Below are 15,571 nucleotides of genomic sequence, written 5' to 3'. Positions count from 1 at the left end.
CGACTGCCCTGCGCCGGGGACCCCGGCGTGACGATCCTAGCCACCGGCTCTGCCCGGAGCTGGCGGTTTCGCCGTCAGCCGATCCGCAGGGCGTCGATCTGGCCCAACTGGCCCGAAACGGCCGTTATCGCGACGTTCAGGATGGGGCATGGCACGATGGACGGCGTGGAGCATCGCGTGACGACCCCGGACCGTGCGGCCCGGCCGTCCGGTGCCGGCGCCGCCGTCGGGGCGACCGGAGGGGCGGTGCGAGCTGCCCGGCACCGGGCCCGGCTGCGTCCTGAGGGGTCCGCGGTCGCCCTCGTCCTGTGTCTCGGGGCGGGCATGCTGGGCGGGATCGTCGCCACCGCGTCGCAGGAGCCGGAGGCGTCCCGGGAGGCCGTCGCGGGGATGGTCGACCAGCACCTCAGTGCCGAGGCCGCAGCGGTGGTCCGCGACGTCGTGGCCGCGGCAGAGCGGGGGACCGGTCGCGTGCCGCCCCCTGCTCCCCAGGTCGGCCAGGTTCTGACGAGCGACGACGACGGGTTCGAGGCCGACGCCGCGGGGGTACGGCCGGCACCGACCGTCTCACCCGCTCCGGAGGCGCCGACGGCCGTCGTCCCCAAGATCGCGGTGCCGGCTCCCGAGCCGACGCCGTCGGCGGCTCCCGTCCCGGACCCGGGTTCGGGCCTCACGGGGACCACCGTCGAGCCGGCGCTCTCCGGCGAGCTCGTCATCGCCGCCGGCGGCACGGAGCCGCCCGGCCCGGGCAAGGTGTGGACCGTGCGCGTCGAGGTCGAGAAGGGCCTGCCCGTGGACGTCGGGGTGTTCGCGGACGCCGTGCTCGCCACGCTCAACGACCCGCGCGGCTGGTCCCAGGTGGACGGTGTGACGTTCGCCCGTACCGACGGCGACGCCCCCGACGCCCGGGTGGTGCTCACGAGCCCCGCCACGACCGACACGCTCTGCGCCCCCCTCGACACCGGCGGTCACCTCTCGTGCGGCATGGGGAACGCGGCGGTGCTCAACTTCGGCCGGTGGGTGAACGGGGCCGAGGCGTTCGGCGACGACGTCGTGACCTACCGCCAGTACCTCGTGAACCACGAGGTGGGGCACGTGCTGGGCCATCACCACGCCCAGTGCCCGGCCCCGGGCGCTCTCGCGCCGGTGATGGTGCAGCAGACGCTCTCGACCGGCGGCTGCCTGCCGAACGGCTGGCCGCGGCCGTAGGGGCGCGCCCGTAGGTCTGGGTGGGACGAACCGGACCTTCCTGGCCCGACGGCGCGCGTCGGCAGGGAGTGTGGGTGGCTCGTGATCGAATCATCCGCGTGACGACCACCTCCAGCCTCCGCCTGGTGCCGCCCGGGCCCAGCCCGGAGGGCACGGGCCTCGTGTCGCTCGACGAGACGCAGGCGGCTGCCGTGGAGGCGGCGCTCACGCACCGGGCGACCCTCGTGGCGGGAGCCCCCGGAACGGGGCGCACCACGGTGGCGACCGCCGTCGCCGTGCGGGCCCTCGACGAAGGGGCTCGCCCCGACCGCGTGCTGGTCCTCGCCGCGTCCCGCCGGGCGGCCGCGCGGCTCCGGGACCAGGTCGCGTCGGCCGCGGGGCGGACGGTCAGCGCGCCGATGGTCCGTACGGCGGCCTCGGCCGCCTTCTCGGTGCTGCACTCGCGGGCCGCTGCGCTCGGCGACCCGCCGCCCACCCTCGTGTCCGGGCCTGAGCAGGACCTCGTCCTCGCCGAGCTGCTGGCGGGGCACGTCGCCGGGGAGGGTGCTCCGCTCGTCCTCCCCCCGGGTCTCCCGGAGGAGTCGCTGGGTCTGCGCGGGCTCCGGCAGGAGCTGCGTGACCTGCTCATGCGTGCGGCGGAACGCGGTCTGGGCCCCGTGGAGCTCGACGAGCTCGGCCGCCGGCACGACCGCCCCGAGTGGGTCATGGCCGCACAGCTCTACGAGGAGTACCTCGACGTCACGGCGCTGCGCCTCGGCACGCCGGACGCCGGCGCGCGCTACGACCCCGCTGTCGTGGTGGACGAGGCCGCCCACGCGCTCCAGGGCTGGGAGGCGGAGGTGCCGGGCGTCCCGCGGCCCACCTGGGACCTGGTCGTGGTGGACGACTACCAGGAGGCCACCGCGGCCACCGCGCGGCTGCTCCACGTGCTGCACGCCGACGGCGCCCGCCTGGTGCTCATCGGCGACCCCGACAGCGCGGTGCAGGGCTTCCGCGGTGCCTCGCCGGGCCTCGTGGGAAGGGCATCCGCGCCCGCGCGCCCCGGCGCCTTCGGCGCGTTCGACGCTCATCCGGTGGTGCTCGGCACGGCCTGGCGCCAGGGGCCCGGGCTTCGCGAGGTCACGCGCGCCGTGACGGCCCGCATCCCGGTCCTCGCCAGCGTCCTGCACCGCAGGGCGCAGGCCCGCCCGGCGCCGGAGGGCGGCGTCCTGCCGGACGGTGTCGTGCTGGACGGCGTGGTGCCGGACGGCGTGGTGCCGGACGGCGTCCCGCCGGACGGCGTCGTGCCGGGCGGCGTGGCGGTGCCGGTGCCCGGCGACGTGCCCCCGGTCCAGGTGGCCGTCCTGTCCGGGGCGGCGCAGGAGGCGGCGTGGATCGCGCGCGAGCTGCGTGCCGAGCACCTGCTGCGAGGCACGCCGTGGGAGCGGATGGCGGTGGTCGCCCGCAGCGGCACGCGGCTGGCGGCCCTGCGCCGGGAGCTCGCGTCCGCCTCGGTACCGGTGGCCCTCCTGGGCTCCGACCTCCCGCTGCGCGACGAGCCCGCCGTGGCGCCCCTGCTCGCGGCGGTGCGGGTGTGCGCCGGTGCCCCGCGCGGCAGCCTGGACGCGCTGCTGGCCGGTGAGCTCGGTGAGGAGGAGCAGCCCCTCGACCCTGACACGGCGGCCCTGCTGCTCACGTCCCCGGTGGGCGGGCTCGACGCCGTCGCGCTCCGGCGGCTGCGCCGGGCCCTGCGCGCGGAGGAGCTGTCCGGTGGTGGCGGGCGCACCTCGGACGCGCTGATCGTGGAGGTGCTCGGCGACCCGGCGCGCGCGGCGACGCTCCCGTCCCCGGTGCACCGGGGGCCGGTCGCCGTGGCCCGCGTGCTGGCCGCCGGCCGGGAGGCGGCGGCGGAGCCGGGCGCGACGGCGCAGACCGTTCTCTGGGCCGTGTGGGCGGCGTCCGGCCTGGCCGAGCGCTGGCGGGCGGCGGCCCTCGCGGGCGGTCCTGCCGGTCTCCGCGCCGACCGGGACCTGGACTCGGTGCTGGCGCTGTTCCGCGCGGCGGAGACGTTCGTGGACCGCATGCCCGGCGCTCCGGTGGCCGCGTTCGTGGACTACCTCGACTCCCAGGACCTGCCGGCCGACTCCCTCGCGGCGTCGGCCGCGGGCTCGGGCGCCGTCGCGGCCCTCACACCGCCTGGGGCGGCGGGGCGGGAGTGGGACGTCGTCGTCGTGGCGGGCGTCCAGGACGGCGTGTGGCCCGACCTGCGGCTCCGTGACTCGCTCCTGGGCTCGCAGGCGCTCGTCGAGCTGCTGGCCGGCCGCACCACACAGGCCCACGGCGTGGGCGCGGAAGCACGCCGGCAGGTTCTCGCGGACGAGCTCCGCGCGTTCGCCGTCGCCACGTCCCGCGCGCGCCGCCGCCTCATCGTCACGGCCGTCGAGGACACGGAGGAGTCGCCGAGCGTCTTCTGCGACCTGGTCTCCCCTCGCTCTGATGATGGTGAGGGCCCCGACCCGCGCCGGGTCCCCGTGGGGCCTCCGCTGGACCTGCGCGGCGTCGTTGCGGCGGCTCGCGCCGAGCTGGTGTCCGCGGTGGCCCGGCACGGGCGAACGGCCGCAGGCCCCGCACCGGAGGGGACCTGCGGCGACACGTCGGCCGAGACCGTTCCGGAGTCGGGCGAGGCCGCCGCCGTGCTGCTCGCCGACCTCGCCGCGGCAGGGGTCGCCGAGGCCGATCCGAGGAGCTGGTACGGCGTCGCCGGGGTGTCGAGCGGCGACCCGCTGTGGGGCCCCGACGACCTCGTGACGGTGTCGCCGTCGAAGGTCGACACCGTGACCACCTGCGCGCTGCGCTGGGCCTTCGAGTCCGCCGGCGGGACGGCACCGGACGCGACGCACCAGACGCTCGGCACCCTCGTGCACTCGATCGCCCAGAGCCTCCCGAAGGGCTCCCTCACGGAGCTGAAGCGCGAGCTCGACCGGCGCTGGCCCGAGCTGGCGCTGCCCGAGGGCTGGCCGGCCCGCCAGCTCCGCCGTCGGGCCGACCGGATGGTCGAGCGCCTTGCCGAGTACCTGGCGACGTCGGGCGAGCCGCTGCTCGTAGAGGCCGACTTCGACCTGACCGTGGGGCGGGCCCGGCTCCGGGGCCAGCTCGACCGCGTCGAGGACGCGGGCGACGGTACGGTCCGCGTGGTCGACCTGAAGACCGGCCGCACCGCCCCGAGCGAGAAGAAGACGGCCGACAACCCGCAGCTCGGGGCCTACCAGCTCGCCGTCGAGGAGGGTGCGCTCGACCTGCCGGACGGCGCAGCCAGCCGGGGCGCGAGCCTCGTCTTCGTCGGCACGGACACCAAGGGGCCCACGGTCCGGGACCAGCCGGGACTCGTCCCGGACCCCGACGGCGGCAGCTGGGCGCGCGACGTGGTCGAGGGCGCCGCCGACACGATGGCCGCCGCCCGGTTCGAGGCGCGGCCCAACGATCTGTGCAGCATGTGCGCGGTGCGCCGCTCGTGCCCGCTGCAGCCCGAGGGACGGAAGGTGGTGGAGTGATGCCGCAGGACGGCGCGTTCGAGCTGGACCTGCCGGGACTGGGCGGGCTCGGCCTGCCCGGCGACGGCACGGCGGGGGACGCCGCAGCGCGCGAGCAGCTGCTGTACACCCAGAGCCTCGCCCTGGGCGAGGAGCCGGACCCGGGCGCGCCGTCGGGCAACGACGCGGCGGGGGAGCCCGGCCGCGAGCGGCTCTCCGCACGGGCGATCGCCCGCCTGCTCGGCCGGCCCGAGCCCACCGACGAGCAGACGGAGGTCATCGAGGCGCCGCTCGAGCCGTCGCTCGTGGTCGCGGGCGCCGGGTCGGGCAAGACGGAGACCATGGCGGCCCGCGTCGTGTGGCTCATCGCCAACAAGCTGGTGTCGCCGGAGCAGGTGCTGGGCCTCACGTTCACGCGCAAGGCCGCCGGCGAGCTCGGCGTCCGGGTGCAGACCCGGCTGGCCCAGCTCAACCGGGCGCTCGGGGAGTCGGCCGGGGAGGCGCTCGCCGGCCTCGATCTCGACCGGCCCACCATCGCCACTTACAACGCGTACGCCGCGTCGCTGGTGGCCGACCACGGACTACGGCTCGGGGTCGAGCCCGGCGCGCGGCTGCTCGGCGAGGCCGAGCAGTGGCAGCTGGCCTCGCAGGTGGTGGAGTCGTGGTCCGACGACCTGGGCACCGACAAGGCCGTGAGCACCGTCGTAGGTGCCGTCGTGGCGCTCTCCGGCGCGCTCGGCGAGCACCTCGTGGACCCCGCCGAGGCGCGGGACCGGCTCACGGAGATGGCGGAGCACCTCGAGTCGCTGCCCCTGGGCAAGCGTCAGAAGGCGCGCACCAAGGACGTGGTGACGCTCATCGGCACGGTCGCGGAGCGGGCCCGGCTCGTGGACCTCGTGGTGGAGTACCGGCGCCGCAAGCGCGTGGCGGAGTCGCTCGACTTCGGCGACCAGGTCGCGTTCGCCGCCGAGCTCGCCCGTACCGTCCCAGCCGTCGGCGCCGCCGAGCGGGCGCGGTTCGCCGTGGTTCTCCTGGACGAGTACCAGGACACGTCGTACGCACAGGTCGAGCTCCTCGCCGGGCTCTACGGCGACGGGCACCCCGTCACGGCCGTGGGCGACCCGCACCAGTCCATCTACGGCTGGCGCGGTGCCAGCGCGGCCGGTCTGGGCCGCTTCCCGGAGAGGTTCCGGCGCGACGACGGCATCCCCGCCGCCGTGCACTACCTGTCCACCTCCTGGCGCAACGACGCCGCGGTGCTCGCCGCCGCGAACTCGGTGTCGGCGCCGCTCCGGGGCGACGCCGCGGGCGTCCACGTCCCGGCGCTCGACCTGCGCCCGGACGCCGGGGCAGGGTCGGTGACCGCCCACGTCGCGGCCACGCTGGAGGAGGAGTCCGAGGCCGTCGCCGAGTGGGTGGCCGAGCGCTGGCGACCCGGTACGGACCCGCGCGGACGCGTCACCGCCGCGGTGCTGTGCCGGGCGCGCTCCCAGTTCGCACCGATGGAGGTGGCCCTGCGCAAGCGCGGCCTGCCCGTCGAGGTCGTGGGGCTGGGCGGCCTGCTGTCCACGCCCGAGGTGGTCGACGTCGTGGCGCTCCTCGAGGCGGCACACGACCCGTCACGCGGGGACTCGCTGCTGCGGCTGCTGACCGGCCCGCGGGTCAACCTCGGCGCCGCGGACCTGCACGCGCTGGGCTCGTGGGCCGCCGACCTTGCCCGGCGCGAGGACCTCGGCCGCGGGCGGCGAGGCGGAGCACCGGCGCCCGGGGCCGCACCGGAGGCCGCGAGCGACACTGCTCCGGGCGTCGCTCCCGACACCGCCGCCGAGGCGGGCGACCCCGTCGTGGTCGAGGGCGACGTCGTGGACCACCGGTCCATCGTCGACGCCCTCGACGAGCTGCCGCAGCCGGGCCGTCCCGCACGGGACGGGCGCGTCCTCACCGGCGACGGGCACCGCCGGCTGACGGCGCTCGCGGGGGTGCTGCGCGACCTCCGGGGCCTCACCTACCTCTCGCTCCCGGAGCTGGTGGGCCAGGCGGAACGCGCGCTCGGCCTCGACGTGGAGGCGGCCACCGCCCTTGCGCTCGTGAGCGCAGGCGTGGGTGGCGCCGTGAGCGAGCGGGGGCGCGAGCACCTCGACGCGTTCCGCGACGTGGCGGCCTCGTTCGCACAGTCGGCGGACGTCGCGACGCTCGGAGCGTTCCTCGGGTGGCTCGGCGTCGCCGGGTCGCGCGAGCGCGGCCTGGACATGCCGGTGCGCGAGCCGGACCCCGACGCGGTGCAGATCATCACGGCGCACGCGTCCAAGGGCCTCGAGTGGGACGTCGTGGCGGTCCCGGGCCTCGTCGACGGCCAGTTCCCCACGTGGGACCGCGGCGCGCGCTCGGGCGACAGCTCGAGCGGGTGGCTGAGCGACCTCGGCGAGCTGCCGTACCACCTGCGCGGTGACGCGGAGGACCTGCCTGCCTTCCGGTACGACCTCGCGTCCGACACCAAGGACCTGGTCGCGCGGCGCGACGAGTTCAAGGCCGCGTGCGGCGAGCACCGGCTCGGGGAGGAGCGGCGGCTGGCCTACGTCGCGTTCACCCGCGCCCGCCGCGAGCTGCGGCTCACGGGCTCGTGGTGGGGCACCTCCACCCGCCCGCGGTCGCCGTCCCCGTTCCTGCTGGAGCTGGTCACCGCCGGCCTCGTGGCCGCCGACTCCTGGGCGGCCCTGCCCGCGCCGGACGCCGAGAACCCGCGCGACGCGGAGGAGATCGTGGCGGTCTGGCCGGCGGAGGGCCCGCTCGACAAGGACGGTGTGGCGCCGGAGAGCGCCGGGCCGTACCCCTCGACGGCAACGCCGGCCGCCTCGGCGGCCCGGGACGTCCTGCGCGCCACGGCGCACCTCGTGGACGCTGCGGCCGCCGCCCGGGCGAGCGTGCTGGAGGGCGAGCCCGAGGTTGAGGGTGATCTGTCGGCTCTGCTGACCGCTCCTGACGGGGTGCTCCGGGACACCGCGGGCCACGACCTGGTCGACCTGGCGCGGATGCTGCTGAACGAGCGGGAGGAGCGGCACGACCGTGAGGTCCTGTTCCCGGCGCACGTGTCGGCGTCCGGCCTGGTCCGGCTCGCCGCCGACCGGGACGCGTTCGCGCTGCAGCTGCGCCGGCCGGTCCCGTCGCAGCCCACTGTCCACGCCCGGCGGGGAACCCAGTTCCACTCCTGGGTGGAGCAGCACTTCCAGCAGGCCTCGTTGCTGGACATCGACGACCTCCCGAGCGCCGAGGACGACGACCTGGTGCCCGACACCGACCTCGAGAAGCTCAAGGAGACGTTCGAGGGGTCGCCGTGGGCGTCGCGCACGCCGATCGCCGTCGAGGCCGACGTGGAGACGCCCGTCGCGGGCGTCATGCTCCGCAGCCGGATGGACGCGGTGTTCGCCGACCCCGAGCGCGGGCCGGACGCCGTGGTGGTGGTCGACTGGAAGACCGGCCGGGAGCCGCTCGACCCGGTCGCCCGGGCCGCGCGCGAGGTGCAGCTCGCGGTGTACCGGCTCGCCTGGGCCCGCTGGAAGGGCATCCCGGTGGAGCGGGTGAGCGCGGCGTTCTACTACGTGGGGTCCGACACGACGGTCCGGCCGGAGCGGCTGCTCACGGAGGAGGAGCTGGAGGCCCTGATCCTCGGCAGGTGATCAGTCCGCGATCTCCGTGCCGTACCACTCCTCGATGAGCGACCGCGCGATCGACGCCCGCCCCGGCAGGCCGAGGTCGCCGGCCGTGACCGCCGCGCCGAGCTCGTCGCGGGTGAACCACCGGGCGTCGGCCAGCTCCTCCGGGTCGCAGCGGAGGTCGGTGGTCACGGCCCGGCCGCGGTAGCCCAGCATGAGCGAGGCGGGGAACGGCCAGGACTGGCTGCCCGCGTAGTGGACGTCGGCCACCTCGACGGCCGTCTCCTCCAGCACCTCGCGCCGCACCGCGTGCTCCGCGCTCTCGCCCGGCTCCACGAAGCCCGCGAGCACGGAGTACCGGCCGGGCGCCCACTGCGGGCCCCGGCCGAGCAGCAGCCGGTCGTCCGCGTCGACGATCGCCATGATCACCGCGGGGTCCGTCCGCGGGTAGTGGTCGATCCCCTCGGCGGTGCACCGCCGGACCCAGCCCGCCTGGGCCAGCTCCGTGGGCTCCCCGCACCGCGGGCAGTGTCCGGACACCGCGAGCCACGCGGCCAGCGCGACGGCCTCGATCGCGAGCCCCAGCTCGAGGTCCGTGGCGTGCTCCGACACCTCTCGCAGCCCGAGCCACCCGAACCCCTCCGGCCCGGCCTCCTCGACTGCTCCCACCGGGGCGTCGCTCGGGTCGTCGGTGCCCTCGGCCGGTGCGACGGCCTCGCCCGCCACGCCGTGGGCGTCGCGCGGGCGCTCGGGGACCACACGGGCCAGGTAGGCGACGCCGTCGGCCTCGCCGAGGAAGAGGTGGTCGTCGGCGGGCAGGTGGGCCACGTCGCGCGGCTCGAAGAGCCCGAGCCGCTGCCCGACGGCGCCCGTGCGGCCCCCGCGAAGCAGCAGGACGCGGGTGCTGGGCCGGGTCAGGAGGTCCTCCACGAGGCCTGGCTCGGTGCGACGGTGGGCGGCGCGGTCGTGGGCGGTACGGGCGAAAGGAAGGTCGAGCACAGGGCGACGGTACGGGACACGCCCCGGCGGTGTGTCGGATCACCCGCCTGGCTGCTCTACCGTGAGCACGTGTCACGCACGCCGCTCGCTCTCGCCGCACTCTCGACGGCCGCCGTCCCTGGGCTCGACGCCCGGTCGGTGCGCCAGGGAGAACTTCCTGGCGACTACGACGTGGCGGTCGTGACCGGTCAGGACGACCAGGAGTGGGTGATCCGGGCGCCGCGCACCACCGTGGCGGGGGCTGCCCTGGAGGCCGAGCTCGAGCTGCTCGAGCAGCTCCGGCTCTACGTGGACACGGGAGTGCTGCCGTTCGTCGTGCCGCAGGTGGCGGGCTCGGCGCTCCTCCCGGAGGGTGGGCGGGCGGTGGTGCACCGGCGGATCGTGGGTTCCACGCTCGACGTCGAGCGCCTGCAGTCAGGCCCGGGGCTCGCCGCCGACCTCGGCCGCGCGATCGCCGCGGTCCACGAGCTGCCCACGGGCGTGGTGGAGGGCTGCGGCCTGCCGAGCTATACGGCGGCTGAGTACCGGGAACGACGGCTCACCGAGGTGGACGAGGCGGCCAAGACCGGCCGCGTGCCGCCCACGCTCCTGCGCCGCTGGGAGGCGGCGCTCGAGGACGTCTCCCTGTGGAAGTTCCAGCCCGTCATGGTGCACGGCGACCTTGCGGCGGACCAGGTGCTGGTCGACCGCGGCCGCGTGGTCGCGATCTCGGGCTGGTCCGACGCACGCGTGGCCGACCCCGCCGACGACCTCGCCTGGCTCCTCGTCGCTGCCCCGCTCGACGCGGTGGACTCGATCATGGAGGCCTACCAGCTGCGCCGCACGGAGCTGAGCGACTCCCGGCTCGCCGACCGGGCGCTGCTCGTGGGCGAGCTGGCCCTCGCGCGCTGGCTGCTGCACGGCGTGCGGCACCGGCTGCCCGAGGTCATCGAGGACGCGACGGTCATGCTCAGCGACCTCGACGAGGCGACGCGCGACGACGGCTGAGGCCGGGCCCGCGGGCCCGGCCGGCGAGGCAGGGCCTGGCCGGCCAGGCGAAGCCGGCGCGCGTCAGCGACCGAGCGCCGCCCGGACCTCCGCGAGCGAGGGGTTCGTCGCCGCAGAGCCGTCCGGGAAGACGACCGTGGGCACCGTGCGGTTGCCGCCGTTGATCTGCTCCACGTAGGCCGCGGTCTCCGGCTGGTCCTCGATGTCGACCACCGTGTACCCGATGCCCTCGGAGTCCAGCTGGGTCCGGAGCCGTCGGCAGTACCCGCACCACGCGGTGGAGTACATGAGCACGGTGCCTTCGGCGGGGACCTGCGTGGTGACGGTCATCGGGTTCCTCCTTCGGCGCCTGTGGACGGCGCGCGGACAAGTGTCGGTGGCGCCTGCGAGAATCGCAGACGATGTTCACCCAGACCAACTCCGAACCCGCCGCCGCTCATCCCGACGCGATCCTCGAGGCGCTCGATCCCGAACAGCGCGAGGTGGCCCTCGCGCTGCGCGGTCCGGTGTGCGTGCTCGCGGGTGCGGGTACGGGCAAGACGCGGGCGATCACCCACCGGATCGCCTACGGCGTACGCACAGGCGTCTACAAGCCGACCAGCGTGCTCGCGGTGACGTTCACCGCGCGCGCGGCCGGCGAGATGCGCACCCGGCTGCGTGACCTGGGCGTCGGCGGGGTGCAGGCACGGACGTTCCACGCGGCCGCGCTGCGCCAGCTCGGGTACTTCTGGCCCCGGGTGGTCGGCGGCGCGCCGCCGCGGCTGCTGGAGCACAAGGCCTCGATCATCGCGGAGGCGGCCCGGCGCATCGGCGTGAGCGTGGACCGGGTCGCCGTCCGCGACCTCTCGTCGGAGGTGGAGTGGGCCAAGGTCACGCTCGTCACGTCGGACGACTACGAGCGGGCCGCGGCGGCCCGCGGCCGGGAGGCGCCGTCGGGCTACGACCACCAGACGGTCGCCCGGCTCATCGCCATGTACGAGGACGTGAAGACGGAGCGGGAGAACCTCGACTTCGAGGACGTCCTGCTCATGCTGGCCGACATGCTGTCGAGCCACAAAGCCGTCGCGGACGAGGTCCGGAGCCAGTACCGGCACTTCGTCGTGGACGAGTACCAGGACGTCTCGCCGCTCCAGCAGTTCCTGCTGGACCAGTGGCTCGGCGGGCGGGACGAGCTCTGCGTGGTGGGAGACCCGTCGCAGACCATCTACTCGTTCACGGGAGCCACCCCGGCGCACCTCCTGACCTTCCGCCGCACCTACCCGCACGCCCAGGAGATCCGGCTCGTCCGTGACTACCGGTCGACTCCCCAGGTGGTGGGGCTGGCGAACGACGTGCTGCGGCGGGCCGGCCGCGCAGGCGGCGCTCACCAGGCGCTGGAGCTCCTGGCCCAGCGGCCGCCCGGCCCGCCCGTCACGTTCAGCGTCCACGACGACGACGAGTCGGAGGCCAAGGCGATCGCCGCGCGCGCCGGCCGGCTCATCGCGGCGGGCACCCGGCCCAGCGAGATCGCGGTGCTGTACCGCACCAACGCCCAGTCGGAGGCCTTCGAGGCCGCGCTCGCAGACGCTGGTATCGGCTACCTGGTGCGAGGCGGCGCGCGGTTCTTCCAGCGCAAGGAGGTGCGGGACGCGATCGTGCTGCTGCGCGGCGCGGCACGGTCCGCCGACCCGACGGTCCCCATGCCGGAGATCGTCCGGGACGTGCTCTCGGCCGCCGGCTGGGCGGAGAAGCCGCCCGCGGCCCGGGGTGCCGCACGCGAGCGGTGGGACGCTACCCAGGCGCTCGTCGCCCTCGCCGACGACCTCGCGCAGGCCGCCCCCGAGGACGCACCGGCCACGCTCGTGACGCTGGTGGCCGAGCTCGAGGAACGTGCCGCGGCGCAGCACGCGCCCACCGTCGAGGGTGTGACGCTCGCGTCGCTCCACGCGGCCAAGGGCCTCGAGTGGGACGCCGTGTTCCTCGCGGGGATGAGCGAGGGCCTCATGCCGATCTCGCTGGCCGAGACCGACGACGCGGTGCACGAGGAGCGGCGCCTCCTGTATGTGGGGATCACCCGCGCTCGGGAGCACCTCGAGCTCTCCTACGCCCGGTCGCGCAACCCCGGCGGGCGTGCCTCGCGCAAGCGGACGCGGTTCCTCGACGGGCTCTGGCCGGAGGACGAGCGCGCTGCCCGCTCCGGCCGTGGTGCGGGCTCCGCGAAGGGCGGGGCCAGGGCGCTGCTGACCGGCGCGCACGACATGGCGCTCTTCGACGCGCTCCGCGAGTGGCGGCTGGAGGTGGCGCGAGAGACGGACAAACCGGCATACACGATCCTGACGGACGCCACTCTGGCGGCGGTGGCGGAGGTGCGCCCGGGCTCCGTGGCCGAGCTGGCGCGCATCAACGGGATCGGTCCCGCGAAGATCGACAAGTACGGCGAGACGATCCTCGGCATCGTGGGCACGGCTCCCTCCGGCGGCTGAGGCGCAGAACCGTGCCGCGGACGGGCCGAAAAAAACTCGTCGAAGAAAGTTCCGTTAATAAGTTGTCCCGGTAGATCGAGCCGTCATAGGGTCAGTGTTGTCCCTGACAGGAGGGTGAGGCCGAGAGGCCGAGCCCCGAGTTGAGCGAGGAGGTGGGTTCCCTGATGAAGATCAAGCAGATGCTGACGTCGAACGCGCACACCTGCGGCGGCTATGTGCCGCCGGCAGCCGATGCCGTTCGCGCCTTCCGTGCGCGCGTGCGTGGGGGAGCCCTGTCCATCCCCGCACCAGACTCCGTACCAGGAGTGCACCCGGTCTGACCGACCGAGTCACCATCCAGGCCGCGGAGTCCACTCGGGACCCGCGGCCTTCTCGATTCCCGGAACTCCCCGATCTCTCTGATCGGCCGGTGGATCGAGCAGTAGCCAGGGGTCCTGTTCCCCCCAAAGACGTTCATCGCCGACGTTCCTCACAGGACCACAGGAGACAACCGTGCGCCTCACTGCGCTCCTCGACACTCTTCCCCAGGGCGGATCCGGCCCCTGGGACCCTCCTCAACCCGTCGTCCCCACAGAGACGACCCCCCGTCAGGACACCGAGTTCGACCTGCTCATGAACTCCCTGCTCCCGTGCCGCACCAACGACCCCGAGCTGTGGTTCGCGGAGCACTCGGACCAGGTCGAGCGGGCCAAGGCACTGTGCCGCAGCTGTCCGCTCCAGGCCGGCTGCCTCGCCGGCGCGCTCGACCGGCAGGAGCCGTGGGGCGTCTGGGGCGGCGAGGTCTTCGTCGACGGCGCCGTCGTCGCCCGCAAGCGTGGGCGTGGCCGGCCCCGCAAGTCGGAGGCGGTCGCGGCATGACCACCGCGACCGTCCGGCCGTGACCTCGGCCCGGACCGACGGTCCGACGGCTCGACGTGATCAGGCCGTCAACGAACCGGCAGCCCCGTGCAGCCGCACCTCGCGTGCGGCGGCACGGGGCTCGTGCGTGGGAGGCCGTACGGCAGCGCCACCTCGACGGACAGGCCGAACATCGCCGGCCGGTGACCGTCGAGCTGTGCCAGCACCTGTCCGGCCGCGAGGGCCGCGGCCGTCGCGGCGAGCGTGGTCTCCTGGGGCGGTTCGGGTGTCTCGCGCAGCTGCGACGCCAGCACGGGCCACTGCGGGTCGGCGTCCGCGCGGTGCAGGTCCACGCACCCGACGCACGCACCCGCACCCGGCCTGACGAAAGGCCCGAGGACCACGTCCGCCTCGCGGACCACCACGGGGAGGTGCGGGATCCCGGACCCCATGAGCCGCCGGTACCTCGCCGGGTGCGCGGCGTGCGGCTCGACCACCACGACCACGTCGAGGGCGGGCATCCGTTGGGCGGAACCGGCGGCGCCGCCCTCGGCAGAGCGGCCGGAGCGGCCGGAGCCGCCGGACCCCCCGGGACCTCCGGCGTCCCCGTCGTCCACCGTCACGGCGACCCTCGGCGACCGGTCCGCGAGCGTCGACCGCACCGCCTTGTCCCGGCGCCGCCCGAGATCGGCGGTCCGCGGCCCGCCCAGGCCCAGGTCGGTGGTCTGGACGGGCAGCGGGTCGTGCAGCACCAGGTGCCCGACGCCGGCGGTCGCCAGGTGCAGGGCCACCGCCGCCCCGGTCCGCCCGAGCCCGGCGATGCCGACCGTGCGGGTCGCGCGCGAGGCGAGGGTGATCAGCCCCGCACCGTCCGGCCGCAGCATGCCGAGCACCGGGGAGTCCGCCGCGCCGTCGGCCACCGCGGACACCCGGCCGACGGGCGCGGGCGACGGGACGAGCACCCCCGCCCGCTCGAGCACGTCGACGATCGCGTCGCGGCGCTCCGCCGCGACCCCGCAGCGCGCAGCGGCCTGCTCCAGGGGGACGTGCCGTCGTTCGGCGAGCTCGCGCAGCCACGCGGTCTCGGCTCGGTCGAGCCCGGACAGCACGAACGCCCAGCGGCGGTCGGTCCCGCACTGCACCTCACCGTCGCCGCGGACGAGCAACGGCGTGCCCGGCCGGAGCCGGAGGGGGACGGGGCGGGCGGTACGCATGCCGTCCACTGTGCCCGACGGCGGCGCTCGCCCCGCGTCGTCGTCCACACCTCTGGAGGTACTACCGGCGCCACGCCGATTCCGCAGGGAAGAACGGGGATATATCTCCCTGCCCGCGGTGTGTTCTTGACCACCCGGGGCCGATAACCGCTACGGTCGTGCTGTGGCCCACGACGCCCTGACGTCCGTGGAGGTGCGCCGGAGCCGCCGTCGCACCGCCACGGTCAGCGCTTATCGCGACGGTGAACGAACCATCGTCGCGATTCCGGCGCGCTTCTCGCGGGCTCAGGAGCGAGAGTGGGTGGCCAAGATGCTGGCCAGGCTCGACGACAAGGAGCGCCGTCGGCGGCCCTCGGACGAGGAGCTCGTTGCCCGGGCGCGTGAGCTCTCGGTGCGGTACCTCGACGGCAGGGCGCGGCCCTCGAGCGTGCGCTGGTCGTCGAACCAGGGCCGGCGCTGGGGTTCCTGCACGCTGGTCGACGGGTCGATCCGGATCTCCACCCGGGTGCAGGGCATGCCGGCGTGGGTGCTCGACTACGTGCTGCTGCACGAGTTGGCGCACCTGCTGCACGCCGGCCACGGACCCGACTTCTGGAAGCTGCTCGACGGCTACCCGCGCACCGACCGGGCGCGCGGCTTCCTCGAAGGGGTCTCCTTCTTCCAGGACGGCGGCTCGATGGGTGACCCCGCCCAGGACGACTGAG

11 protein-coding genes are annotated in these 15,571 nt (G+C 75.4%); 8 read left to right on the top strand and 3 right to left on the bottom strand.

Annotated elements, in window-relative coordinates; translation table 11 throughout:
- Positions 1-165: 165 nt before the first annotated feature.
- From D1350_RS15415 to D1350_RS15405, 3 genes are all read left to right on the top strand, one after another.
- A complete protein-coding gene (locus D1350_RS15415) occupies positions 166-1,209 on the top strand; it encodes a DUF3152 domain-containing protein (RefSeq protein ID WP_164545181.1) in 1,044 nt (347 codons plus the stop codon).
- Positions 1,210-1,307: 98 nt separating this feature from the next.
- The gene (locus tag D1350_RS15410) at positions 1,308-4,739 is read left to right on the top strand and encodes a UrvD/REP family ATP-dependent DNA helicase (protein WP_240644130.1); all 3,432 of its coding nucleotides are present in this window, start codon (positions 1,308-1,310) and stop codon (positions 4,737-4,739) included.
- Positions 4,739-8,392, top strand: a complete 3,654-nt coding sequence (locus tag D1350_RS15405; protein WP_240644129.1) for an ATP-dependent DNA helicase — start codon at positions 4,739-4,741, stop codon at positions 8,390-8,392. The genes D1350_RS15410 and D1350_RS15405 overlap by 1 nt, the downstream gene beginning before the upstream one ends.
- Here D1350_RS15405 and nudC read toward each other — a convergent pair whose 3' ends face one another.
- Positions 8,393-9,367 carry an NAD(+) diphosphatase gene (gene nudC, locus D1350_RS15400; protein WP_125776897.1) on the bottom strand — a complete coding sequence of 325 codons (975 nt, stop codon included), beginning with the start codon at positions 9,365-9,367 and terminating at the stop codon, positions 8,393-8,395.
- Between the two features lie 69 nt (positions 9,368-9,436).
- On the opposite strand from nudC, the gene D1350_RS15395 reads away from it, so the two are divergent.
- On the top strand, positions 9,437-10,354 hold the full coding sequence (locus tag D1350_RS15395) for a phosphotransferase (RefSeq protein ID WP_125776896.1): 918 nt from the start codon (positions 9,437-9,439) through the stop codon (positions 10,352-10,354).
- Between the two features lie 63 nt (positions 10,355-10,417).
- Here D1350_RS15395 and D1350_RS15390 read toward each other — a convergent pair whose 3' ends face one another.
- Entirely contained in the window at positions 10,418-10,684 is a 267-nt protein-coding gene (locus tag D1350_RS15390; protein ID WP_125776895.1) for a mycoredoxin, read from the bottom strand.
- A gap of 71 nt (positions 10,685-10,755) precedes the next feature.
- Between D1350_RS15390 and D1350_RS15385 the strand changes: the two genes are divergently transcribed.
- The 3 genes from D1350_RS15385 to D1350_RS15380 all read left to right on the top strand — a co-directional run bounded on the left by D1350_RS15385 (position 10,756) and on the right by D1350_RS15380 (position 13,674).
- Positions 10,756-12,816 carry an ATP-dependent helicase gene (locus D1350_RS15385; protein ID WP_125776894.1) on the top strand — a complete coding sequence of 687 codons (2,061 nt, stop codon included), beginning with the start codon at positions 10,756-10,758 and terminating at the stop codon, positions 12,814-12,816.
- A 164-nt stretch (positions 12,817-12,980) separates the two neighbouring features.
- Positions 12,981-13,136, top strand: a complete 156-nt coding sequence (locus D1350_RS23785; RefSeq protein ID WP_164545180.1) for a hypothetical protein — start codon at positions 12,981-12,983, stop codon at positions 13,134-13,136.
- Between the two features lie 172 nt (positions 13,137-13,308).
- Positions 13,309-13,674, top strand: a complete 366-nt coding sequence (locus D1350_RS15380; RefSeq protein ID WP_276313758.1) for a WhiB family transcriptional regulator — start codon at positions 13,309-13,311, stop codon at positions 13,672-13,674.
- A 68-nt stretch (positions 13,675-13,742) separates the two neighbouring features.
- Here D1350_RS15380 and D1350_RS15375 read toward each other — a convergent pair whose 3' ends face one another.
- Positions 13,743-14,867 carry a ThiF family adenylyltransferase gene (locus tag D1350_RS15375; RefSeq protein ID WP_125776893.1) on the bottom strand — a complete coding sequence of 375 codons (1,125 nt, stop codon included), beginning with the start codon at positions 14,865-14,867 and terminating at the stop codon, positions 13,743-13,745.
- 163 nt (positions 14,868-15,030) lie between these two features.
- Between D1350_RS15375 and D1350_RS15370 the strand changes: the two genes are divergently transcribed.
- A complete protein-coding gene (locus D1350_RS15370) occupies positions 15,031-15,570 on the top strand; it encodes a SprT-like domain-containing protein (RefSeq protein WP_125776892.1) in 540 nt (179 codons plus the stop codon).
- Position 15,571: the final 1 nt, after the last annotated feature.

Source organism: Antribacter gilvus, from assembly GCF_003946865.1.
Taxonomy (GTDB): domain Bacteria; phylum Actinomycetota; class Actinomycetes; order Actinomycetales; family Cellulomonadaceae; genus Antribacter; species Antribacter gilvus.
The sequence above is the reverse complement of the archived record's forward strand: the minus strand, read 5'-3'. Positions and strand labels throughout refer to the sequence as shown.

Bases quoted from the DNA above. Each gene is read 5' to 3' on its own strand.
- D1350_RS15405 (WP_240644129.1), top strand. From the start codon at position 4,739: ATGCCGCAGGACGGCGCGTTCGAGCTGGACCTGCCGGGACTGGGCGGG.
- D1350_RS15390 (WP_125776895.1), bottom strand. From the start codon at position 10,684: ATGACCGTCACCACGCAGGTCCCCGCCGAAGGCACCGTGCTCATGTAC.
- D1350_RS15385 (WP_125776894.1), top strand. From the start codon at position 10,756: ATGTTCACCCAGACCAACTCCGAACCCGCCGCCGCTCATCCCGACGCG.
- D1350_RS23785 (WP_164545180.1), top strand. From the start codon at position 12,981: ATGAAGATCAAGCAGATGCTGACGTCGAACGCGCACACCTGCGGCGGC.
- D1350_RS15375 (WP_125776893.1), bottom strand. From the start codon at position 14,867: ATGCGTACCGCCCGCCCCGTCCCCCTCCGGCTCCGGCCGGGCACGCCG.